Genomic DNA, 21,865 nt, shown 5'->3' with positions numbered 1-21,865 from the left:
AGGCCCGGGGACACCCCGGGGCGCCTCGGGCGGCGTCGACGCCCGGTGACGCGCGCGACGCCACGAGCGGCGTCGGCGGCCCGTGGCGCGCCACCGCGGCCCGCCGGCCCTATGCTTCCCCCATGAGCTTCAACGAGAACTCCCAGCTGGACGCCGGGCGCGTCCGCTCCGGCGGCGGTGGCCGCGGCATCGCGGTGGGCGGTGGACTGGGCAGCGTGGTGATCCTGCTGCTCGCCGGACTGTTCTTCGGCCAGGACGGGATCGACGCTGTCACCGGCGGCTCCCAGGCCCAGACCACCGGCACGCAGCAGGTGGACGGCGCCCTGGCCGAACGGTGCCGCACGGGCGCGGATGCCAACTCCGACCCCTCGTGCCGCATGGTGGCCACCGTGCAGTCCCTGGACCAGTTCTGGGGGGACTACTACCCGCGGGCCACGGGCAAGGCGTACACCCTGCCAGAGGTCACGCTGTTCCGGGGCAGCGACAGCACCTCGTGCGGCCAGGCGTCCTCCGCCACCGGCCCGTTCTACTGCCCGCCGGACCGCACCGTGTACCTGGACACGGCGTTCTTCGAGCAGATGCGCACCGACTTCGGGGCGGGCACCGACGCCCTCGCCCAGGAGTACGTGATGGCGCACGAGGTGGGCCACCACGTGCAGAACCTGCAGGGCACCCTCGGACGCGCGCAGCGGGACCCGAACGGGCCCACCTCGGCGGCGGTGCGCACCGAGCTGCAGGCCGACTGCTACGCCGGGATGTGGGCGAACCACGCGGCCGAACCGGGCGGGAGCGTGCAGCTCAAGCCAATCACCCGCCCCGAGCTCTCGGACGCGATCGAGGCCGCCGGGGCGATCGGCGACGACCGCATCCAGGAGACCACCCAGGGCCGGGCGCACCCCGAGTCCTTCACGCACGGGACGTCCGCGCAGCGTCAGGCGTGGTTCCTCACCGGGTACCAGACCGGGGACATCCGGGCGTGCAACACGTTCACCGCCGAGTCCCTGGACCGGCCCGCCGCCCTGAAGTGAGCCCGGCCGCGGGAGGCCCGCGTGCGCTCAGCCGCGCGGCACCCGCTCCTCGCGCGGCAGCCACGGCGCGCGCATGCCGTGCGGGCCGAGGTCCGCGGTGCTCGCGGCACCCATCAGCATCATCGTGGTGCGGATCTGCGCCTCCAGCAGCTCGATGACCCGTGAGACGCCCTGCTCTCCCCCGGCCATGAGGCCGTAGAGGTAGGCGCGGCCGATCAGCACGAAGTCCGCTCCGGCGCACAGCGCGGTGACCACGTCCGCCCCGGACAGCACCCCGGAGTCCAGGATCAGGGGCACGTCCGGGCCCACCTCATCCCGCAGCTCGGGCAGCGCCGTGAGGGACACCGGCGCCCGGTCCAGCTGCCGGCCCCCGTGGTTCGAGACCACGAGCCCGTCAGCGCCCACGCTCATGGCACGGCGCGCGTCCTCCCGCGTGAGGACTCCCTTGACGTAGAGCGTGCCGTCCCACTGCTCGCGGATCCACTCGAGGTCCGCGAGGTTCAGCCCGGGGTCGAACATGGTGGAGATCAGGTCCGCCAGCGCCCCGGAGGTGTCCGAGAGGGAGGCGAACTTCAAGGAGTCCGTGGTGAGGAAGTTGAACCACCACTCGGGCCGGTAGGACGCGTCCAGCACCGTCTTGGGGGTGAGCCGCGGCGGGATCACCATCCCGTTGCGCGTGTCCCGCAGCCGCTGGCCCGGCACGGGGGTGTCCACGGTGACCAGCAGGGTGGTCGTGCCCGCGGCCTTCGCGCGGCGGATCAGGTCCAGGGAGGCGTCGTGCTCGCGCCACAGGTAGAGCTGGAACCAGCGCTCCGCGTCCGGCGCGGCATCCCGCACCTCCTCGATGGAGCGTGTGCCCATGGTCGAGAGGGAGAACGGGATGCCAGCGCGCTCGGCGGCCCGCACTCCCCCGATCTCACCCTCGGAGTGCATGAAGCGCGTGAAGCCCGTGGGGGCGATGCCGAAGGGCAATGCACTGCGGAAGCCCGTGATCTCGGTCGAGAGGTCCGCGGTGTCCGTGCCGTGCAGGATCCGTGGCAGCAGCTCCACGGACTCGAACGCCTCCCGGCTGCGCCGGTAGGTGAGCTCCTGGCCCGCGGCCCCGTCCACGTAGTCGAACGCGGGCTTCGGCGTGCGCCGCCGCGCGATCCGCCGCAGCGCCTCGACGTCCGCGGCCTTGGCGAGCCGCGCCGCCCGGCGATCCGGGTTGAACGAGCCGAACTGCATCAGCGGCTTGAGCTCGGACAGTTGCGGCAGATGACGTTCCATGGGTTCCTCCGGTCGCGGACTCTCGCTCGAAACTACCAGGGGCACGGCACCGCTCTGCGCAGGACCGGTGCGTTCGGATCCAGGGCGGTCACGTGCTCTGGGGCCCGGGCCGCCCGGCCGAACCCCGAGGGCCCCGGCGCGGTCCGCAGGGAGCGGCCGCCCGGTCTGCAGACAGCGGGAAGGGCACGACCCGTGCGGATCGTGCCCTTCCCGTGCCCCGTCTCCGGAGCGGTGGTCACCGTGGCCCGCGCGTGGCGGAGCCGGTGGGATCAGATGTTGAAGCCCAGGGCCCGCATCTGGTCCCGGCCGTCCTCGGTGATCCGTTCCGGACCCCACGGGGGCATCCAGATCCAGTTGACGTGCCACTCGTCCACCGCCGGGGACAGGTTCTGGGCCACCTGCTCCTCGATGACGTCCTGCAGCGGGCACGCCGCCGTGGTCAGCGTCATGTCCAGGCGCAGGGAGGCGTCCTGCTGGTAGTCGAGCCCGTACAGCAGGCCGAGGTCCACGATGTTGACGCCCAGCTCGGGGTCGATCACGTTCTTGAGCAGGTCCTCGATCTCGGCGAGGGACGCCTGGCCCTTGGGACCGGGCGCGTCGCTCACGGGTGCTGCCGTGGAATCGCTCATGGCGAGACCTCCTTCGTTGTGGTGGGCCCGGTGCTACTTGGCCGCGGCCTGGACGTAGCGGTCGTAGCCCTCGTTCTCGAGCTGGTCCGCGAGCTCGGGGCCGCCCTCGTCCACCACGCGCCCGTCCGCGAACACATGCACGAACTGCGGCTTGATGTAGCGCAGGATGCGGGTGTAGTGGGTGATCAGCATGATCCCGGTGTTGTCCTCGGACAGCGCGCGGTTCACACCCTCGGACACGATCTTCAGGGCGTCCACGTCCAGGCCGGAGTCGGTCTCGTCCAGCAGGGCGATCTTCGGCTTGAGGATCTCCAGCTGCAGGATCTCGTGGCGCTTCTTCTCGCCGCCGGAGAAGCCCTCATTGACGTTGCGCTGGAGCATGTCGGTGTCAATCTTCAGCTGTTCCATGGCCGCGCGGACGTCCTTGGTCCACGTGCGCAGGGAGGGCGCCTCGCCGTCCACGGCGGTCTTGGCGGTGCGCAGGAAGTTGGAGGTGGTCACACCGGGGATCTCCACCGGGTACTGCATGGCCAGGAAGAGCCCGGCGCGCGCCCGCTCGTCCACGGACATCTTCAGCACGTCCTGCCCGTCCAGGGTCACGGAGCCGGAGTCCACCTGGTACTTGGGGTGGCCGGCGATCGTGGAGGCCAGCGTGGACTTGCCCGAGCCGTTGGGGCCCATGATCGCGTGCACCTCACCGGAGTTGATGGTCAGGTTCACGCCCTTGAGGATGGGCTTGGCGGACTCGTCGTCGAGGATGACGGACGCGTGGAGGTCCTTGATCTCCAGAGTTGACATGAAACGTTTCTCCTTGGGTCTCGTGGGCACCGGCCCGTTCTCGGGTGCGGTGCGAGTGCTTCGGTGGGGCGACGACGCCGCCGCGGGCTCAGTTCTCGGTGCGGGCCAGTTCTGCCTCGAGGGACGCGCGCAGCTGCTCCTCGAGCGCTTCGACACCCACCTGCTGGATGATCTCGAACAGGAATCCACGGACCACCAGGCGGCGGGCCTGGTCCTCCGGGATGCCGCGGGACATCAGGTAGTACAGGTGCTCGTCGTCCAGCTGCCCCGTGGTGGAGGCGTGGCCGGCACCGGCGATCAGCCCGGTCTCGATCTCGAGGTTCGGCACGGAGTCCATGCGCGGACCGTCGTTGAGGATCAGGTTCCGGTTGAGCTCGTACGTGTCCGTGCCCTCGGCCTCGGCGCGGATCAGGACGTCCCCCACCCACACGCCGTGGGCGTTCTCGCCCTGCAGCGCGGACTTGTAGTTGACCCGCGAACGGCAGCGCGGCACGGAGTGGTCCACGAACAGGCGGGACTCCAGGTGCTGGCCGTCGTCCACGAACGTGAGGCCGTACATCTCCACGTCGCCGCCGGGGGCGGTGAAGCGGGTGGACGGGGTGACCCGCACGAGGTCACCGCCCAGGCTCACGAGCACGTGCTTGAACGTGGCGTCCCGGCCGAGGGTGGCCTGCTGCGAGGAGGCGTGCACGGAGTCGTCCGTCCACTCCTGCAGGGAGACCACGGTGAGGTTGGCGCCGTCGGCCACCGAGAACTCGACGTTCTGGGAGAGCACGGCGGTGCCCACGTGGCGCAGCACCACGAGAGCCTTGGAGTTGGACCCGGCGTCCACCACGATGTGCTGGGCCGCGGGCTCCTCGGACTCGCCGGTGAGCGTGACGATCACGGGCTCGGCCACCTGGGCGTCGCGCGGGACCGAGATCACGGTGGCCTCGCGGAACGAGGACCACGCGTTGGCGGAGACCCGGTCCTCCGGAATGCCGGCGGAGCCCACGCGGGGGTCCTCGCTCGGCACCGAGGTGACCTGAACGGCGTCGTCCCCGGAGACGGAGACGGCCGGCGCGGGACCCTGCAGGGCGGCGTCGTCGAGCCCGCGCAGGCGCTTGATCGGCGTGAATCGCCAGTCCTCGAGCTTGCTGCTTAGCGGCGGGAAGTCCGCGATGTCGTAGGACGTGGTGCGCCCGGCACGGGAGGAGTCCGGCACGCCGGAGATGTCCCCGTGCTGGGTGTGGCGGATCTCGGGCTCACCGGCCTGGTTGCGGCCCTCCTGCAGGGTCTCGCCCTCCTGGCTCATGCCCGGGATGGCCACGCGGTCCTCGCCGGTGGACACCCCGTTCACCTGCTCGTCGGCGTCCTGTGCGGCACGGGCGGTCTGATCAGTGGTGGACATATCAGCCAACGGATCCTTCCATTTGCAGTTCGATGAGACGGTTGAGCTCGAGCGCGTACTCCATGGGCAGCTCACGCGCGATCGGCTCCACGAAGCCGCGCACGATCATGGCCATGGCCTCCTCCTCGGGCATGCCGCGCTGCATGAGGTAGAACAGCTGCTCCTCGGACACGCGGGAGACCGTGGCCTCGTGGCCCATGGTGACGTCGTCCTCGCGGATGTCCACGTAGGGGTAGGTGTCCGAACGGGAGATGGTGTCCACCAGCAGGGCGTCGCACACCACGTTGGACTTGGAGTGCGTGGCGCCCTCGCGCACCTGCACGAGGCCGCGGTAGGCGGAGCGCCCGCCGTTGCGCGCCACGGACTTGGACACGATCGACGAGGACGTGTTCGGGGCGATGTGCACCATCTTGGAGCCGGTGTCCTGGTGCTGGCCCTCGCCCGCGAACGCGATGGACAGGGTCTCACCGCGCGCGTGCTCGCCGGTCATGTAGACCGCGGGGTACTTCTGGGTGACCTTGGAGCCGATGTTGCCGTCCACCCACTCCATGGTGGCGCCCTCGTGGGCGATGGCGCGCTTGGTCACCAGGTTGTACACGTTGTTGGACCAGTTCTGGATGGTCGTGTAGCGCACCCGGGCGTTCTTCTTGCAGATGATCTCCACCACGGCGGAGTGCAGCGAGTCCGTCTTGTAGATCGGCGCGGTGCAGCCCTCGATGTAGTGGACGTAGGAGTCCTCGTCCGCGATGATCAGCGTCCGCTCGAACTGGCCCATGTTCTCGGTGTTGATGCGGAAGTACGCCTGCAGCGGGATGTCCACGTGCACGCCCTTGGGGACGTACACGAACGAGCCGCCGGACCACACGGCCGTGTTCAGCGCGGCGAACTTGTTGTCGCCCACGGGGATCACGGTGCCGAAGTACTCCTCAAAGAACTCGGGATGCTCCTTCAGGGCGGTGTCCGTGTCCATGAAGATCACGCCCTGGGCCTCGAGGTCCTCGCGGATCTGGTGGTAGACCACCTCGGACTCGTACTGCGCGGCCACACCGGCCACCAGGCGGTTGCGCTCCGCCTCGGGGATGCCGAGCTTCTCGTACGTGTTGCGGATGTCCTCGGGCAGCTCCTCCCAGGAGCCCGCCTGCTGCTCCGTGGAGCGCACGAAGTACTTGATGTTGTCGAAGTCGATGCCCGACAGGTCCGCGCCCCACGTGGGCATGGGCTTGCGGTCGAAGAACTTCAGGCCCTTCAGGCGCAGCTGCGTCATCCAGTCCGGCTCGCTCTTCTTGGCCGAGATGTCCCGGACCACTTCCTCGTTCACGCCGCGGCGTGCGGACGCGCCGGCGTCGTTCTTGTCGGCCCAGCCGTACTGGTACTGGCCGATCCCCTCGAGCTCCGGGTTCATCTCCAGGATCTCGGAAATCGTGGTGTCGCCTGTCATGGTGCCCGCGGTGTCCGCGGGGTCGATGCGCTCGGTCATGACAACCCTCCCTGTCGTGCGGTTGTGTGGTTGGTGGAGTTCGTGTGGCCCGCGGCGCGCAGCTGCAGCGGGACGTGTGTGGTGCAGACGTGGGCGCCCGCGGCCATGGTGGAGAGCCTGCGAACGTCCACGTCCAGCAGCTCGGCGATCATGGCGGTCTCCTGCTCGCAGAACTCGGGGTACTCGTTCGCGATGTCCTGGATGGGGCAGTGGCCCTGGCACAGCTGGGCGGAGCGCAGCGTGACACCCTTGGGCCCGCGCGGTGTCACGGTGGTGTGGGACGCCACGAAGCCGTCGCGGCTCATGGCCGCAGTGAGCGCGTTGAGGCGGTCCTCGACGTCGGGTCCGGCCGCCTCGACCTGCGGGCGGTAGCGTTCGCGCCAGCGCCCGATCTCCTGGGAGACGAACGTGTCCACGAGGTCCTCCCCGCCCACCTCGCGCATGGTCTCCAGGGCCCGCCGGGCGAGCCCACGGTAGTCGTGGCCGAGCTGCTCGTGGCCGCCGGGGGCCACCACGTAGCGGCGCGCGGGACGGCCCGCACCGGACTGGGCGCTGCGCACCATCGAGACCTCGACGATCTGCTCGGACTCGAGCACGTCCAGGTGGCGGCGCACGGCCGCGGGCGTCAGCCCGAGGTCCTTGGCGATCTGCGCGGCGGAGATGGGCCCGTGGGCCAGCACGAGCGAGAGCACCCGGGACCGGGTGGTGTCATCCTGGTCCGTGCGGACCGTGCCCGGGTGGTCCGTGGCAGGTGAACTCATGCTCAGTGCAACACCCTTCGATGACGTGTGCGTGTGGAAGTTGCGCCCCGCACCTCACGGCGGACCCGCGGGGGTCCGGAGGGAGCGGGACTCCCCCGGTGGGACACGCAATACATAACGAGGGTATGTGGTATTCCATTCCCGTCAAAACGGTCGGGGAGCGCCCCCGCCCGCACCGGCGGCAGCGCCGGGCGTTCTACACTGACCGGGTGCCGATGCCGAGTGAGACCACCTCCGCCCCCGCCGCCGCGCCCGATCCCGACGCCGCCGCGCTGCACATCAGCGACCTCGTCAAGACCTTCGCGGGCCGCCACGAACCCGTCCACGCCGTGCGCGGTCTGAGCATGGCCGCCCACCGCGGCGCCGTCACCGCGCTGCTCGGGGCCAACGGTGCGGGAAAGACCACCACGCTGCACTGCGCCCAGGGCCTGCAGCAGCCCACCTCCGGGACCGTGCGCCTGCTGGGCGAGGACCCCTGGGGGGCCTCCCCCGAGCTGCGCGCCCGGGTGGGGGTCATGCTGCAGGACGGCGGGCTGCCGCAGGCCGTGCGGCCCGAGGAGCTGCTGCGCCACCTGGGTCGGCTCTACGCGGACCCCGTTCCCGTGCCCGAGCTCGTGGCACGGCTGGGCATCCAGTCCTTCGCGCACACCCCCGTCCGGCGGCTCTCCGGCGGCCAGCGCCAGCGCGTGGCGCTGGCCGCAGCGCTCGTGGGCCGCCCCGAGGTGCTGTTCCTGGACGAGCCCTCGGCCGGGCTCGACCCCCGCTCCCGCCAGCTCGTGTTCGAGCTCGTGCAGCGGCTGCGGGACGAGGGCACGTGCATCATCCTGACCACCCACCTCATGGACGACGCCGCCCGGCTCGCCGACTACGTCTACATCGTGGACCGCGGCGCCGTGGCCGCCCAGGGCACCGTGACGGACCTCGTGCGCACGGGCCGCGACTCCTCCCTGGTGATGACCGTGACGCTGTCCCCGGAGCAGCGGCCCGCGCTGCGCGCCGACCCCCCGTGGCGGCGTCCCGAGTTCCACGACGTCCGGTGGACCGTGAGGGACCGCACCGTGACCCTCACCGGCCCGCTCGACGCCGCCCGGGTGCGCGTCATGACCGAGTGGGCCACCCGCGACGACACCCTGCCGGAGGCGCTGAGCGTGCAACCCCGTTCCCTCGAAGACGTGTTCCTGGACGTGGCCGGGAGGGACGAGCGGTGAGCGCACGGCAGGCCCCGGCCCTCGAGGCGGTCCCCGAGCGGCGTCGTGCCGCGTCCCTGCCCCGGCGCGTGGTGGCGCAGGCGCGCTACGAGGCCGTGACCATGATCCGCAACGGCGAGCAGCTGCTGCTGCTCGTGATCCTGCCCGTGCTCGCGCTCGTGGCCCTGACCATGACGGACCTGCTGGACGGCTACCGGACGGACGGCGCGTCCCGCGCGGACGTGGCCGTGCCCGGGATCCTGGTGCTGTGCGTGCTCTCCAGCGCGTTCTCGGGCCAGGGCATCCAGACGGGCTTCGACCGGCGCTACGGCGTGCTGCGCCACCTCTCCACCACCCCCCTGGGACGCGGCGGGCTGATCGCCGGCAAGCTGCTGGCCGTGCTCGCCGTGCTCGCCGTGCAGTACCTCATCGTGGCCGCCGTGGCGTTGTGGCTCGACTGGCACCCCGCCCCGGGAGCCGTGCTCGCCTCCGTTCCCCTGCTCGTGCTCGTGGCGGTGGCGTTCACCGGGCTCGGGCTGCTGATCGCCGGCACCCTGCGCGCCGAGGCCACGCTCGCCGTGCTCAACGTGGTGTGGGTTGCGCTCGCCGCGGGCGGCGGGGTGGTCTTCCCGCTCACCGCGCTGCCGGGCTGGCTCGCGTGGCTCGTGGCCTGGCTGCCGTCCTCTGCCGCCGGGGAGGTGCTGCGGGAGTGCTTCCTGCAGGGCTCCGTGAGCCCGCTGCCCCTCGTGGTGCTCGCCGTGTGGGCCGTGCTGAGCTGGGCCGCCACCGTCCGGTGGTTCAAGTGGGTGTGAGCTGCTGAGCACCGCGGGCCTCCCAGGGGGGCTCCCACGCGAACCTCGCTACACTGGAGGGGTCCCGTCCCCTCTGCCCCCTGGATGCCCCGCCATGTCTGATGCCGCTCCCCGTACAGCCGTCGATTCCTTCTGGTGGCCCCGCACCGTGACCCCGTGGGTGCGCGGCCTCGCGGTGGCGTCCCTGCTGGCCAACGGGCTGCTCATCTTCACGGGCGGTCTGGTGCGGCTCACCGGCTCCGGGCTCGGGTGCCCCACGTGGCCCCGCTGCACGGCGGACTCCTGGACCAACACCCAGGAGATGGGTGTGCACGGGGTCATCGAGTTCGGCAACCGGCTGCTCACGTTCGTGCTCACGGTCGTGGCGGTGCTGACCTTCCTGTCCGTGCTCAAGCTGCGCCAGGAGCACCCCAAGCTCTACCGCCTGGCCCTGTACCTGCTGCTGGGCATCCCCGTGCAGGCCGTGGTGGGCGGCGTGCTGGTGCACCTGGACCTGCACCCCCTGCTGGTGGGCGTGCACTACTTCCTCTCGGCGATCATGATCGCCCTCTCAACCCTGCTGGTGCTCAACACCCGCCGCGAGGGGCTCTCTGCGGTCGCCCACGACCAGCGCCCCGGCCAGCTGCACGGCCACACCTCCCTCGTGCGCGGGCTCGCGGTGCTCACGGGGGTGCTCGCCGCAGTGGTGCTCTACATGGGCACCCTGGTGACGGGCACCGGACCTCACGCCGGGGACCAGGACAGCGCCCGGCTCGCGTTCAACTCCGTGGTGATCGCCCGGGCCCACGCCGTGCCGGTGTACCTGCTGACGTTCACCGTGATCGCGGGCATCCTGCTGTGCACGGTCAAGGGCCTGCCCCGCGTGCTGCGCACCGCCTACGCGCTCATGCTCCTGGTGATCGTGGCCCAGGGCGCCGTGGGGTACTTCCAGTACTTCAACGGGGTCCCGGTCCCCGCGGTCTCGTTGCACATGGTGCTCTCCGCCGTGCTCATCTGGGCCGCCACCCGGGTGGTGTCCATCAGCTTCTACCTCGCGCAGGACGTCCACGAGCACGCGGCCCCGGTGGATCTCGGGCACGACGCCGCCGCCCCCCTGGGCGCGGACGCCCAGCCCGCGCGCTGAACCGCCCGCCGGGCCCCGGCGCCCGGGGCGGGTGCGCGGCCTCGAGGGTTCAGCGCAGGGCGGGGGTCGTCTCCCGCAGCAGGGTGACGGCCTCGGCCAGGGCGCGCTTGCCGTGCGAGGAGATCGGCAGCAGCGGTCGCCGCGGTGCCCCCGTGCGGACCCCGCACACCTCGGCGAGGGCGTAGAGCGCGGACAGGGGCCGTTCGTGGCCCATCACGGCCATGAGGGGACGCAGCGCGGCACTCCACGCGACGGCGTCGTCCGCGCGGCCCTCGGCGACCGCCCGGTGGAAGGCCGTGAACTCGGGCGCGAGCAGGGCCGCCATACCGCTGTGCCAGGCGGCCGCGGGATACTCGTCGACGATGAGCTGGTCCCTGCTGGCCCCGTGCACCGTGCCGGGCTCGGCCTGCTGGGCGAACAGCAGCTGCCGGGAGTGGAAGAGCCGCCCCGAGGTGGCCGTGTCCTTGAAGGCCACCACGCTGTCCAGCCACGACAGCTCGGCGGCGAGCTCCACGGGGTACGTGAAGCCCGTGGTGGAGGGGTTGTTGTACAGGCACAGCGGCAGGGACACGGCCGAGGCCACCGTCTCCACCTGGTCCGCGATCTCCTGCGAGACCAGCGGGATGTAGCTCACCGGGCTCAGCACGAGTCCGTCCGCGCCGTTGTTCTCGGCGGAGTACGCCAGCTGCAGGACCTCCCGAGTGGTGATCGCGGAGATCCCGACCCCCACGGGCGTTCCCGAGCCCGACGCCGCCCGCACAGCTGTGCGTACCACCTCGGAGCGTTCTTTCGCGTCGAGGTAGGCGAACAGCCCGGACGTTCCCAGCACCACGATCCCGTCCACGCCGCTGCGGGCGAGCTGCGCCACGCTGTGCTCGAGCGAGTCCAGGTCCAGGGCACCACCGGGGTGCAGGGGCGTCACGGGATAGGCGATTACACCGGAGAACGTCATGGAGAGCATGGGCACCAGTTTAGGTGGGCCTCACCCGGGAACCGGGCCGTGTGCCGTCGCGGTCCGAGCCGGGGGCCGTCCACGAACCGGGGCCGGTTCAGAAAATGGGCCCGCCCAGGAACGGGTCGAGGGCCACGCCCACGAACACAAAGGTGATGTACGCGATCGAGCCGTGGAACACGTACATGGCCTGCTTGAGAGTGGGGCGCCCGTCGCGCGCGAGGCCGTGCAGCTTGTGGCAGTGGTAGGTGAACCACGCGCCCGAGAGCAGCGCGATGATGCCGTACACCCAGCCGGCGCCGCCCACGGGGATCAGCAGCAGTGAGCAGATCACGGTGGCCCACGCGTAGAGCACCACCTGGGCACCCACGGTGCGAGCGGTGTCCACGGCGCCCAGCATGGGCACCCCGGCGCGGGAGTAGTCCTCCGCGTACTTCATGGACAGCGGCCAGTAGTGCGGCGGGGTCCACAGGAAGATGAAGGCGAACAGCACGAACGCGGGCCACTCCAGTGTGCCCCGCACCGCGGCCCAGCCGATGAGCACGGGCATGCAGCCGGCGATGCCGCCCCACACGATGTTCTGCGCCGTGCGCCGCTTGAGGATGATGGAGTAGAAGACGGCGTAGAGCGCGATGGCCACCACGCCAAGCACACCGCACAGCACGCTCACCCCCAGGGTGAGCCAGGCGACCGCCACGGCGGACAGCGCCCACGCGAAGACCAGGGCCTCGCGGTCGCCCACCTCGCCCGTGACGAGCGGCCGCTTGGCCGTGCGGCGCATGAGCCGGTCCTCGTTGCGGTCGATGTAGCAGTTGAAGGCGCCAGCCGCGCCCGCGGCGAGCGTGCCGCCGATGAGCGTGTTGAGCACGAGCCAGAAGTTCGGCACACCCTGCTGGGCGAAGAACATGGTGGGGACGGTGGCCACGAGCAGCAGCTCGATGATCCTGGGCTTGGTCAGCGCCACGTACGCCTTGAGCTTGCGGCGCGCGGTCATGGGCCCCTCGAACCCCACCGGGGCGACCTCGCCGATCCGTGCGCCGGTCGCGCCGTGTCCGTGCGACCCGTTGCCGTGTGACGCCGGGGTTCCCGAGGACTCGGGGTGCGTCGCGGTGTCGAGGTGATTCACGGAATCCTTGCTCCAAAGAACGTGGTGGCCCGCGCGGGCGGGAGACTGCGGGATGCTCGCGTGCCGTGCACGCACCGACACCCGGTCACCAGTATAGCGGCCGGGCGCTCCCCGGGGCCGTGACGGACCGCACCCCGCGGGGTGGGCGCTGCGGCACGAGCCGTCCCTGACGTTCACGCCCCGGCCGGACTAAGGTTGGGGGCGGAACCTGCGTTCCGCAACGCCCCGACCGGGCCCACGGCCGGGACGGTTGCGGCGCGCTCCGCACACGCCCACAGGAAAGGGGCTCGCCACCGTGCCGAACCTTGATGAACCGTTGAACTGGACCGAGCAGGACGCCCGCGCCGTGGACACCGCGCGCGTGCTCGCCGCGGACGCCGTGCAGAAGGTGGGCAACGGCCACCCCGGCACCGCCATGTCCCTGGCCCCCGTGGCCTACCTGCTGTTCCAGAAGATCATGCGGCACGATCCCTCGGACGACCGCTGGACCGGGCGCGACCGCTTCATCCTCTCCCCCGGGCACACCTCCCTCACGCTGTACCTGCAGCTGTTCTTCGCGGGCTACGGGCTGGAGATGTCCGACCTCGAGTCCCTGCGCACGTGGGGCTCCAAGGTCCCGGGCCATCCCGAGTACCGCCACACCACCGGTGTGGAGATCACCACGGGCCCACTGGGCCAGGGCCTCGCGTCCTCCGTGGGCTTCGCCTACGCCCAGCGCTACACGCGCGGTCTCTTCGACGCCGACGCCGCCCATGGCACCTCCCCGTTCGACCACCACGTGTTCGTGATCGCCTCCGACGGCGACCTCGAGGAGGGCATCACCTCCGAGGCCTCCTCGCTCGCGGGCACCCAGGAGCTCGGCAACCTGGTGGTGATCTACGACGACAACAAGATCTCCATCGAGGACGACACCAACGTGGCGTTCAACGAGGACGTCCTGGCCCGCTACGAGGCCTACGGCTGGGACACCGCGCGGGTGGACTGGCGCAACGGCGGCGAGTACACCGAGGACGTCGAGGCGCTGTACGACGCGATCGTCGCGGCCACCAAGGTCACGGACAAGCCCTCGATCATCGCCCTGAGCACCATCATCGGCTGGCCCGCCCCCACCAAGCAGAACACCGGTGGCGTGCACGGCTCGGCCCTCGGCGCGGACGAGGTCGCTGCGACCAAGAAGATCCTGGGCTTCGACCCCGAGAAGTCCTTCCAGATCGAGCCCGAGATCATGTCCCACGTGCGCGAGGTCGCCCAGCGCGGCAAGGCCGAGCGCGCCGAGTGGGAGAAGTCCTTCGAGCAGTGGCGCGGCGCCCACCCGGAGAAAGCGGCCCTGTACGACCGGATCAAGAACCAGCAGCTGCCCGACGACTACAAGGCGGCGTTCCCGGTGTTCCCGGCGGGCACGGACATGGCCACGCGCAAGGCCTCCGGCAAGGTGATCAACGCGATCGCGGAGACCTTCCCGGAGCTGTGGGGCGGTTCTGCGGACCTGGCCGGCTCCAACAACACCACGATCGACGCGGCGTCCTCCTTCATCCCTGAGAAGCGCTCCACCACCACGTGGAGCGGCAACCCGTACGGCCGCGTGCTGCACTTCGGCATCCGCGAGCACGCGGCGGCGGCGATCGTCAACGGCATCGTGATGAGCAGCCAGACCCGCGCATTCTCCGGCACGTTCCTGATCTTCTCCGACTACCAGCGCCCGGCCGTGCGCCTGGGTGCGCTCATGAAGGTCCCGGCCATCTACGTGTGGACCCACGACTCCATCGGCCTCGGGGAGGACGGCCCCACGCACCAGCCCGTGGAGCAGCTCTCCTCGCTGCGCGCGATCCCGGGCCTCGACGTCGTGCGCCCGGCGGACGCGAACGAGACCTCCGTGGCGTGGCGCACCATCCTGGAGAGCCACGAGCACCCGGCGGGCATCGCCCTGACCCGCCAGGACCTGCCCACGCTCGCCCGCGAGGACCTGCACCCGGACGCCGAGGGCGAGGCCTTCGCCTCCGCCGAGGGCGTGGCCCGCGGCGGCTACGTGCTCGCCGACACCGAGGGCACCCCGGACGTGGTCCTCATCGGCACCGGCTCCGAGGTGCACCTGGCGCTGCAGGCACGTGAGCAGCTCCGGGCCCAGGGCGTGGCCGCGCGGGTCGTGTCCATGCCGTGCCGCGAGTGGTTCGACGCGCAGGACCGGGAATACCGCGAGTCCGTGATCCCTTCCACCGTGCGGGCCCGCGTCACGGTGGAGGCCGGGATCCGAATGTCCTGGAACGACCTCCTCGGGGACGCCGGACGTGCCGTGTCCCTCGAGCACTTCGGCGAGTCTGCGGACTACAAGACGCTCTACCGCGAGTTCGGCATCACCGCCGAGGCCGTGGTGCAGGCGGCGCAGGAGTCCATCGCCGCCGCGCGCTGAGGCCCCTCGGCACCACCCGGTCGTCGCGGGTGCCCCGTGCACCCGCGACGACCCCCACAAATTCCCATGCGACCGGAGGACACAGACATGACGACACCCACCCAGAAGCTCTCGGACGCCGGGGTCTCCATCTGGCTCGACGACCTGTCCCGCCAGCGGCTCACGAGCGGCAACCTGCAGAAGCTCATCGACACCGAGAACGTGGTCGGCGTGACCACCAACCCCACGATCTTCGCGGCCGCCCTGGCAGACGGCGAGTCCTACCGCGAGCAGGTCGCGGAGCTGGCCGCCGCGGACACCTCGGTGGACGACGCCGTCTTCCGCATCACCACGGACGACGTCCGGGACGCGTGCGACCTCTTCGCGCCCATCGCCGAGGCCACGCAGGGCGTGGACGGGCGCGTGTCCATCGAGGTGGACCCCCGGCTCGCCCAGGACGCCGATGCGACCTCCGCGATGGCCCAGAAGCTCTCGCAGACCATCGACCGCCCGAACGCGCTGATCAAGATCCCCGCCACGGAGAAGGGCCTGCCCTCCATCGCGGCCACGGTCGCCGAGGGCATCTCGGTCAACGTCACGCTGATCTTCTCGCTCGAGCGCTACCGCGGCGTGATCAACGCCTACATGGAGGGCCTCGAGCGCGCCCTGGAGAACGGCAAGGACCTGTCGACTATCCACTCGGTGGCCTCCTTCTTCGTCTCCCGCGTGGACACGGAGATCGACAAGCGCCTGGACGCCGTCGGCTCCTCCGAGGCCACCGCGCTCAAGGGCAAGGCGGGTCTCGCCAACGCACGCCTGGCCTACCAGGTCTACGAGCAGTCCCTCGACACCGAGCGCTGGAAGCGCCTGGCGGCCGCCGGCGCCAACCCCCAGCGCCCCCTGTGGGCGTCCACGGGCGTGAAGGACCCCTCCCTGCCGGACACGCTGTACGTGACCGAGCTGGTGGCTCCCAACACCGTGAACACCATGCCGGAGAAGACCCTCGACGCCACGTTCGACCACGCGGAGGTCACCGGGGACACCGTCACCGGGACCTACGAGCAGTCCGCGGAGGTCCTCGACGCGATCGCCGAGCAGGGCGTGTCCTACCAGGAGGTCGTGGCGCAGCTCGAGACCGAGGGGCTGCAGAAGTTCGACGCCTCCTGGGAGGAGCTGCTGAGCACCGTGCGCGCCGCGCTCGACGCCGCCCGCTGATCCGGCCGCGGCGCGTCGGGTCCACCGGCGAGCCGCACGCCGCCCGGCGGTCCGCAGGTGCGGACCGCACCGCGTGCCGGGGCCACCGGCCCTGGCACGCCGCCCCACCGCCCACATCCCCGTTGGAGGAGGCTCCCCGTGAGCTCACTGTCACTGCAGGCATCAGGTTCCGCGCGCGAGGCGATCGACACCCACGTCCCGCGTCTCGTCGCCGACTCGTTCGCGTCCCGGCTCTTCGACCAGGACCCCTCCCTGTGGGGACCGGCCGCCGAGGAGGAGGCGGCCGTGCGCCTGGGCTGGACCGATGCCGCCGCCGTGTCCCGTCCGCTGGTCCCGGAGATCATGGAGCTGCGCGACGACTTCGCCCGTGAGGGTGTCACCCGCTTCGTGCTCGCGGGCATGGGCGGCTCCTCCCTGGCCCCCGAGGTGATTACCCGCAGCGCGGGCGTCGAGCTGTTCGTGCTGGACTCCACGGACCCGGAGATGGTGTCCCAGGCGCTGACCGACCTGGAGCACACGGCCCTGGTGGTCTCCTCCAAGTCCGGCTCCACCGTGGAGACGGACTCCGCCCGCCGAGTGTTCCTGGAGGCGTTCGAGCGCGCCGGGATCGACGCCCCCTCGCGCATCGTGGTGGTGACCGACCCGGGCTCCCCCATGGACTCCGCCTCCCGCGAGGCCGGCTACCGCAAGACGTTCAACGCGGATCCGAACGTGGGCGGCCGGTTCTCCGCCCTCACCGCGTTCGGGCTCGTCCCCTCCGGTCTGGCCGGCGTGGACATCGCGGCGTTGCTCGACGACGCTGAGGAGGCCGCGGAGATGCTGCGCGGGGACGACGAGGACAACATCGGCCTGCAGCTGGGCGCGGCCCTGGGCGGCACCCAGCCGCTGCGCGACAAGATCGTGCTCGTGAACCAGGGGGCGCCCTTCACGGGCTTCGCCGACTGGGCCGAGCAGCTGATCGCCGAGTCCACGGGCAAGTCCGGCACGGGGGTGCTCCCGGTGGTCGTCTCCGACGACGCTCCCGAGCTGACCTCGCACGCGGAGGACGTACTGGTGGTCTCCCTCGTGGACGAGGAGGAGGTCCCCTCCGACGACGCCGAGGGCGTACGCGTGGCAGGGTCGCTCAGCGGTCTGATGCTCGCGTTCGAGGTGGCGATCGCGGTGGCCGGGCGGCTGCTCGGCATCGACCCCTACAACCAGCCCGACGTCGAGTCCGCCAAGGCGGCCACGCGCGAGCTGCTCGCGCAGAAGCCCGAGCCCTCCCCCGCCGCCGCGACGGACGGCGCGATCGAGATCCGCGGCGACGAGGCCCTGCTGAACGGTGCCACCACCGTCAAGGAGGCGCTCACCGCGCTGCTCGCCCAGCTGCCGGAGGACGGCTACCTGAGCGTCCAGGCCTACTTCGACCGCCTGCGCTGGAGCTCCCTGGAGTCCGTGCGGGACACCCTCGCGCGGCGCACCGGGCGCCCCGTCACGTTCGGCTGGGGCCCCCGGTTCCTGCACTCCACGGGGCAGTACCACAAGGGTGGCCCCGCGCAGGGCGTCTACCTGCAGATCACGGCGGCCACGAGCACGGACGTGGACATCCCGGGCATCCCTTTCACGTTCGGCGAGCTCATCGCCGCTCAGGCCGACGGCGACGCCGCGGTGCTGGGTGAGCACCACCGTCCCGTCCTGCGGCTGCGCCTCACGGACCGCGTCGCCGGTGTCGAGCAGCTGCTGCGGGTGGCGTCCGAGCTCTGAGACCCGCCCCCACCACCCATCCGCAACCGGACAGGAAGTCCCGTGCCTGAGACCACCAACCCCCTGCGCGACCCGCGCGATCGGCGCCTGACACGCGTGGCCGCGCCGTCGGCCCTCGTGCTCTTCGGCGTGACCGGCGACCTCGCCAAGAAGAAGCTGCTGCCCGCGATGTACGACCTCGCGAACCGCAGCCTGCTGCCGCCGGCGTTCTCGCTGGTCGGCTTCGGGCGGCGGGACTGGGACAACGCCCAGTTCGCGGAGTACGTCAAGGAGCACGTGACCGAGCACGCGCGCACCCCCTACAACGAGGACCTGTGGAACCAGTTCGCCTCGGGGTTGCGCTTCGTGCACGGCGAGTTCGACGACGACGACGCCTACGACCGGCTCGCGCAGACCCTCGATGAGCTGGACCGGGACCGGGGCACGCGCGGAAACCACGCGTTCTACCTCTCGATCCCACCCAAGGCGTTCGAGACCGTGTGCCAGCAGCTCGCGGACCACGACCTCGCGGACGGCGACGACTGCGCGGGCTGGCGCCGCGTGGTGATCGAGAAGCCCTTCGGGCACGACCTCGAGTCCGCGCGCGAGCTCAACGCGATCGTGGAGCGCGTGTTCCGCGCGGACAGCGTGTTCCGCGTCGACCACTACCTGGGCAAGGAGACGGTGCAGAACATCCTGGCGCTGCGCTTCGCCAACCAGATGTTCGAGCCGCTGTGGGACACCCGCTACGTGGACCACGTACAGATCACCATGGCCGAGGAGATCGGGATCGGCTCCCGCGCCGGGTACTACGACGGCGTGGGTGCCGCCCGGGACGTGATCCAGAACCACCTGCTGCAGCTGCTCGCGCTGACTGCCATGGAGGAGCCCGCCTCGTTCTCTGCGCGCAACCTGCGCCGGGAGAAGGCCAAAGTGCTGGAGTCGGTGGTCCTGCCCGAGGACCTCGGTCAGCACTCCGCACTGGGGCAGTACACCTCCGGGCTGCAGGGCGGGGAGTTCGTGAAGGGCTTCCACGAGGAGACGGACATCCCCGCGGACTCCCGCACCGAGACCTTCGCGGCCCTGCGCGTGGACATCAACAACCGGCGCTGGTCCGGCGTGCCGTTCTACCTGCGGGCCGGCAAGCGGCTGGGCCGGCGGGTCACGGAGATCGCCGTGGCGTTCCGCAAGTCCCCCAACCTGCTCTTCCGGGACACCGACCACGACGAGTTCGGGCAGAACGCCATCGTGATCCGGATTCAGCCGGACGAGGGCGTCACCATCCGCTTCGGCTCCAAGGTCCCCGGCACCCAGTCGGAGATCCGCGACGTGACCATGGACTTCGGCTACGGCCACGCGTTCACGGAGTCCAGCCCGGAGGCCTACGAGAGGCTCATCTTCGACGTCCTGCTCGGAGAGCCCCCGCTGTTCCCGGACCACTCGGAGGTGGAGCTGTCCTGGAAGATCCTGGACCCGTTCGAGCAGTACTGGTCGGAGCACCGGATCACGCCCGAACCCTACGCACCGGGTTCGTGGGGTCCCGCATCCGCCCACGAACTGATGGCCCGTGACGGACGCGTCTGGAGGCGACCGTGATAGTCGACATGGAGAACACCACCGCGGCGAGCATCGAGAAGAAGCTCAACGAGCTGCGGGACGAGAACGGCGTGGTCACGCTGGGGAGGGTGCTCACCCTGGTGATCCTCGCCCAGGCGGGCCACTCCGAGATGGCGGTCGAGGCCGCCAACTACGCGAGCCACGAGCACCCGTGCCGGATCATCGTCCACGTGGCGCACCCGGGCTCCGAGGAGACCCGCCTGGACGCGCAGCTGCGCATGGGCGGGGACGCGGGCGCCTCCGAGGTGATTCTGCTGCACGGCTACGGTGAGCTCGCCGAGCCCACCGAGACCCTCGTCTCCGCGCTGCTGCTGCCGGATGCACCAATCGTGGCGTGGTGGCCGCACGACTTCCCGCAGAACCCGAGCGCGAGCTCGATCGGGCGCATCGCCCACCGCCGCATCACGGACTCCTCCCGCGCGGACGAGCCGTTCGAGTCCCTGGCCCAGCTCTCCCGGCAGTACACGCCGGGCGACACCGACCTCGCCTGGACGCGGATCACCAACTGGCGCGTACAGCTGGCGGCGGTGCTGGACCAGGTGGGCCCGGTGACCGTGCGCGAGATCGTGCTGGAGGGCGTCGCCGTGGCCCCGTCCATGGTGCTGCTCGGCGTGTGGCTGTCGACCCGGCTGGGCGCGCCGGCCACGATCGTGGGCGATCCCGCCCGCCGCGCCCTGGACCGCGTGGCGCTGATCACCGACGACGGCGCCGTCGAGCTCGACCGCCCCGGACGCAGCGTGGCCGTGCTGACCCAGCCCGGCCAGCCCGAGCAGCAGATCGCGATGCCCGTGCGGGACCTCAATGCGTGCCTGGCCGAGGAGCTGCGGCGCCTGGACGCGGACGAGGTCTACGGAGAGGTGATCACCCGGGGACTGGGCAGTGCCCGCATCACCACCCGCTCCGCGGAGGAACCGGGGACCGCCGTCACGCTCGGCAAGGCCATGGAGGTGGCCGACGACACCGGCGAGTCGGCCGAGGTGGTCGGGGAGTCCACCGAGGCCCCGGACGGGGGCACGGCATGAGCGCTCGGCCCGAACCCCGGCTCGTGCCCCACGCGGACGAGGACCTGCTCGCCGCGGAGACGGCCCGGCGGGCGCTCGAGGTGCTCGAGGCGGCCCAGGACGGGCGTGGTGAGGCCACGGTCGTGCTCACCGGCGGGAGCATGGGAACACGGGTGATCCGTGAGATCGCCCACCACCAGGACGCACCGCTGGTCGACTGGTCGCGGGTCAACGTGTGGTGGTCGGACGAGCGCTTCCTCCCCGGAACGGACCCGGAGCGCAACGGCGTGCAGGCGGCAGACGCGTGGAACCCCGCTCTGGAGCTCACGTGGGACCGGGTGCACCCGGTGGCCGGCGCGGACGAGATCGCCACCGCCGACGCCGCGGCCGCCGACTACCGCGAGGAGCTCGCGGCCGCTGCCGCTTCCGAGGGTGCCGACGGCGCCCTGCCGCACATCGACCTGCTGCTGCTGAGTCTCGGACCCGACACCCACGTTGCCTCCCTGTTCCCCGGGCGGGACGAGGTGCGGCGCACGGATGAACCGGTGTTCGCGGTGTTCGACTCCCCCAAGCCGCCGCCGACCCGCGTGAGCATGTCCCTGCCCGCGCTGAACTCCGCGGAACGGGTGTGGCTCCTGGTGGCCGGCGCCGCCAAGGCGGACGCGCTGGCCGCCGTCCGCCAGCCGGGCGTCTCCCCCGTGGAGGCCCCCGGAAGCGCCGTGCGCGGAGTCGCGGAGACGCTGTGGCTCGTCACGGAGGACACGCTGCCCACCGTTCCACGGGATCCGCGACCCGGCAGCGAGTGAGCCCCGCCCCGTGAGCGCGGGTGCCCCAATCGAACGAAGAGACCCGGACCGCTGAGGTCCGGGTCTCTTCGTTCATGCTCTGTTCGCGCTTGCTCTTGCCTTGTTTGCGCGGGGGTGGCCGGTCCTGGGGGTGCCGCTGCCCGTGGTCGTTCCGGCCACGCCGGGCTCAGGCCACGGGAGGGTTGAACCTCATCATGAGGCCGTAGCACAGGATGGACAGGGCCCACACGATGGCCAGCACCGTGGTGATGCGCACCACGTTCTTCTGAGCGGCCCCGGAGGTGTTCAGCGACTGCGTCATGCCGCCGCCGAACATGTCCGACAGGCCACCGCCCTTGCCCTTGTTGAGCAGGACGAACATGATGCACAGGATGCTGGTGAGCACGATGACCACCTGCAGCGCGATCTGGAGGATCTCCACGAATAGCCTCACTTCGGGGTTCTGGGACGGCCGTGTCACGCCACGGCCGCAGGTCGGGCTCCGGGGGCGGGCACGGAGTGCACCGCACCGGGCCCTGAGCCGGGATTCGCGCACCACTCTACCGCGCGTGCGCCCCGGCCCGGTC

At 71.1% G+C, this 21,865-nt stretch carries 19 protein-coding genes; 10 read left to right on the top strand and 9 right to left on the bottom strand.

Annotated features, from left to right (window positions below; all coding sequences use genetic code 11):
- The first annotated feature begins 122 nt into the window (after positions 1–122).
- Complete coding sequence (locus KRH_RS06035; RefSeq protein WP_012398299.1) at positions 123–1,028, top strand: KPN_02809 family neutral zinc metallopeptidase; 906 nt, start codon at positions 123–125, stop codon at positions 1,026–1,028.
- Positions 1,029–1,055: 27 nt separating this feature from the next.
- On the opposite strand, the gene KRH_RS06030 is transcribed toward KRH_RS06035, so the two are convergent.
- The 6 genes from KRH_RS06030 to KRH_RS06005 form a co-directional block, all read right to left on the bottom strand.
- On the bottom strand, positions 1,056–2,297 hold the full coding sequence (locus tag KRH_RS06030) for an alpha-hydroxy acid oxidase (RefSeq protein WP_012398298.1): 1,242 nt from the start codon (positions 2,295–2,297) through the stop codon (positions 1,056–1,058).
- 269 nt (positions 2,298–2,566) lie between these two features.
- On the bottom strand, positions 2,567–2,926 hold the full coding sequence (locus KRH_RS06025; RefSeq protein ID WP_012398297.1) for a metal-sulfur cluster assembly factor: 360 nt from the start codon (positions 2,924–2,926) through the stop codon (positions 2,567–2,569).
- Positions 2,927–2,959: 33 nt separating this feature from the next.
- Entirely contained in the window at positions 2,960–3,724 is a 765-nt protein-coding gene (gene sufC, locus KRH_RS06020; protein ID WP_012398296.1) for a Fe-S cluster assembly ATPase SufC, read from the bottom strand.
- Positions 3,725–3,812: 88 nt separating this feature from the next.
- Positions 3,813–5,114, bottom strand: coding sequence for a Fe-S cluster assembly protein SufD (gene sufD, locus KRH_RS06015; RefSeq protein ID WP_105590520.1), 1,302 nt, complete (start codon positions 5,112–5,114; stop codon positions 3,813–3,815).
- A gap of 1 nt (position 5,115) precedes the next feature.
- Positions 5,116–6,591, bottom strand: a complete 1,476-nt coding sequence (gene sufB, locus KRH_RS06010; RefSeq protein WP_012398294.1) for a Fe-S cluster assembly protein SufB — start codon at positions 6,589–6,591, stop codon at positions 5,116–5,118.
- A complete protein-coding gene (locus KRH_RS06005) occupies positions 6,588–7,352 on the bottom strand; it encodes a helix-turn-helix transcriptional regulator (RefSeq protein ID WP_012398293.1) in 765 nt (254 codons plus the stop codon). The genes sufB and KRH_RS06005 overlap by 4 nt, the downstream gene beginning before the upstream one ends.
- A gap of 215 nt (positions 7,353–7,567) precedes the next feature.
- On the opposite strand from KRH_RS06005, the gene KRH_RS06000 reads away from it, so the two are divergent.
- The 3 genes from KRH_RS06000 to KRH_RS05990 all read left to right on the top strand — a co-directional run bounded on the left by KRH_RS06000 (position 7,568) and on the right by KRH_RS05990 (position 10,474).
- Positions 7,568–8,560 carry an ABC transporter ATP-binding protein gene (locus KRH_RS06000; RefSeq protein ID WP_012398292.1) on the top strand — a complete coding sequence of 331 codons (993 nt, stop codon included), beginning with the start codon at positions 7,568–7,570 and terminating at the stop codon, positions 8,558–8,560.
- Positions 8,557–9,351, top strand: a complete 795-nt coding sequence (locus tag KRH_RS05995) for an ABC transporter permease (RefSeq protein ID WP_012398291.1) — start codon at positions 8,557–8,559, stop codon at positions 9,349–9,351. Before KRH_RS06000 ends, KRH_RS05995 begins: the two co-directional genes overlap by 4 nt.
- A gap of 94 nt (positions 9,352–9,445) precedes the next feature.
- Positions 9,446–10,474 carry a COX15/CtaA family protein gene (locus KRH_RS05990; protein WP_012398290.1) on the top strand — a complete coding sequence of 343 codons (1,029 nt, stop codon included), beginning with the start codon at positions 9,446–9,448 and terminating at the stop codon, positions 10,472–10,474.
- A gap of 49 nt (positions 10,475–10,523) precedes the next feature.
- On the opposite strand, the gene KRH_RS05985 is transcribed toward KRH_RS05990, so the two are convergent.
- Positions 10,524–11,435, bottom strand: coding sequence for a dihydrodipicolinate synthase family protein (locus tag KRH_RS05985; RefSeq protein ID WP_041297354.1), 912 nt, complete (start codon positions 11,433–11,435; stop codon positions 10,524–10,526).
- Between the two features lie 88 nt (positions 11,436–11,523).
- Entirely contained in the window at positions 11,524–12,420 is an 897-nt protein-coding gene (locus tag KRH_RS05980; protein ID WP_050738109.1) for a heme o synthase, read from the bottom strand.
- 427 nt (positions 12,421–12,847) lie between these two features.
- Between KRH_RS05980 and tkt the strand changes: the two genes are divergently transcribed.
- From tkt to pgl, 6 genes are all read left to right on the top strand, one after another.
- A complete protein-coding gene (gene tkt / locus KRH_RS05975; RefSeq protein WP_012398287.1) occupies positions 12,848–14,959 on the top strand; it encodes a transketolase in 2,112 nt (703 codons plus the stop codon).
- Positions 14,960–15,046: 87 nt separating this feature from the next.
- On the top strand, positions 15,047–16,153 hold the full coding sequence (gene tal, locus KRH_RS05970; protein ID WP_012398286.1) for a transaldolase: 1,107 nt from the start codon (positions 15,047–15,049) through the stop codon (positions 16,151–16,153).
- A 138-nt stretch (positions 16,154–16,291) separates the two neighbouring features.
- On the top strand, positions 16,292–17,896 hold the full coding sequence (locus KRH_RS05965; RefSeq protein ID WP_012398285.1) for a glucose-6-phosphate isomerase: 1,605 nt from the start codon (positions 16,292–16,294) through the stop codon (positions 17,894–17,896).
- Between the two features lie 42 nt (positions 17,897–17,938).
- Positions 17,939–19,471: a glucose-6-phosphate dehydrogenase gene (gene zwf / locus KRH_RS05960; protein ID WP_012398284.1), complete on the top strand. Its 1,533-nt coding sequence runs from the start codon at positions 17,939–17,941 to the stop codon at positions 19,469–19,471.
- On the top strand, positions 19,468–20,514 hold the full coding sequence (locus tag KRH_RS05955; protein WP_081431592.1) for a glucose-6-phosphate dehydrogenase assembly protein OpcA: 1,047 nt from the start codon (positions 19,468–19,470) through the stop codon (positions 20,512–20,514). Before zwf ends, KRH_RS05955 begins: the two co-directional genes overlap by 4 nt.
- Positions 20,511–21,299 carry a 6-phosphogluconolactonase gene (pgl, locus tag KRH_RS05950; RefSeq protein ID WP_012398282.1) on the top strand — a complete coding sequence of 263 codons (789 nt, stop codon included), beginning with the start codon at positions 20,511–20,513 and terminating at the stop codon, positions 21,297–21,299. The genes KRH_RS05955 and pgl overlap by 4 nt, the downstream gene beginning before the upstream one ends.
- 166 nt (positions 21,300–21,465) lie before the next feature.
- Here pgl and secG read toward each other — a convergent pair whose 3' ends face one another.
- Positions 21,466–21,720 carry a preprotein translocase subunit SecG gene (gene secG / locus KRH_RS05945; protein WP_041297353.1) on the bottom strand — a complete coding sequence of 85 codons (255 nt, stop codon included), beginning with the start codon at positions 21,718–21,720 and terminating at the stop codon, positions 21,466–21,468.
- Between the last annotated feature and the right edge of the window lie 145 nt (positions 21,721–21,865).

It is taken from the genome of Kocuria rhizophila DC2201 (assembly GCF_000010285.1).
Lineage (GTDB): Bacteria > Actinomycetota > Actinomycetes > Actinomycetales > Micrococcaceae > Kocuria > Kocuria rhizophila_A.
Note: the sequence above shows the minus strand (reverse complement) of the source record. Positions and strands in the feature narration are given on the sequence as shown.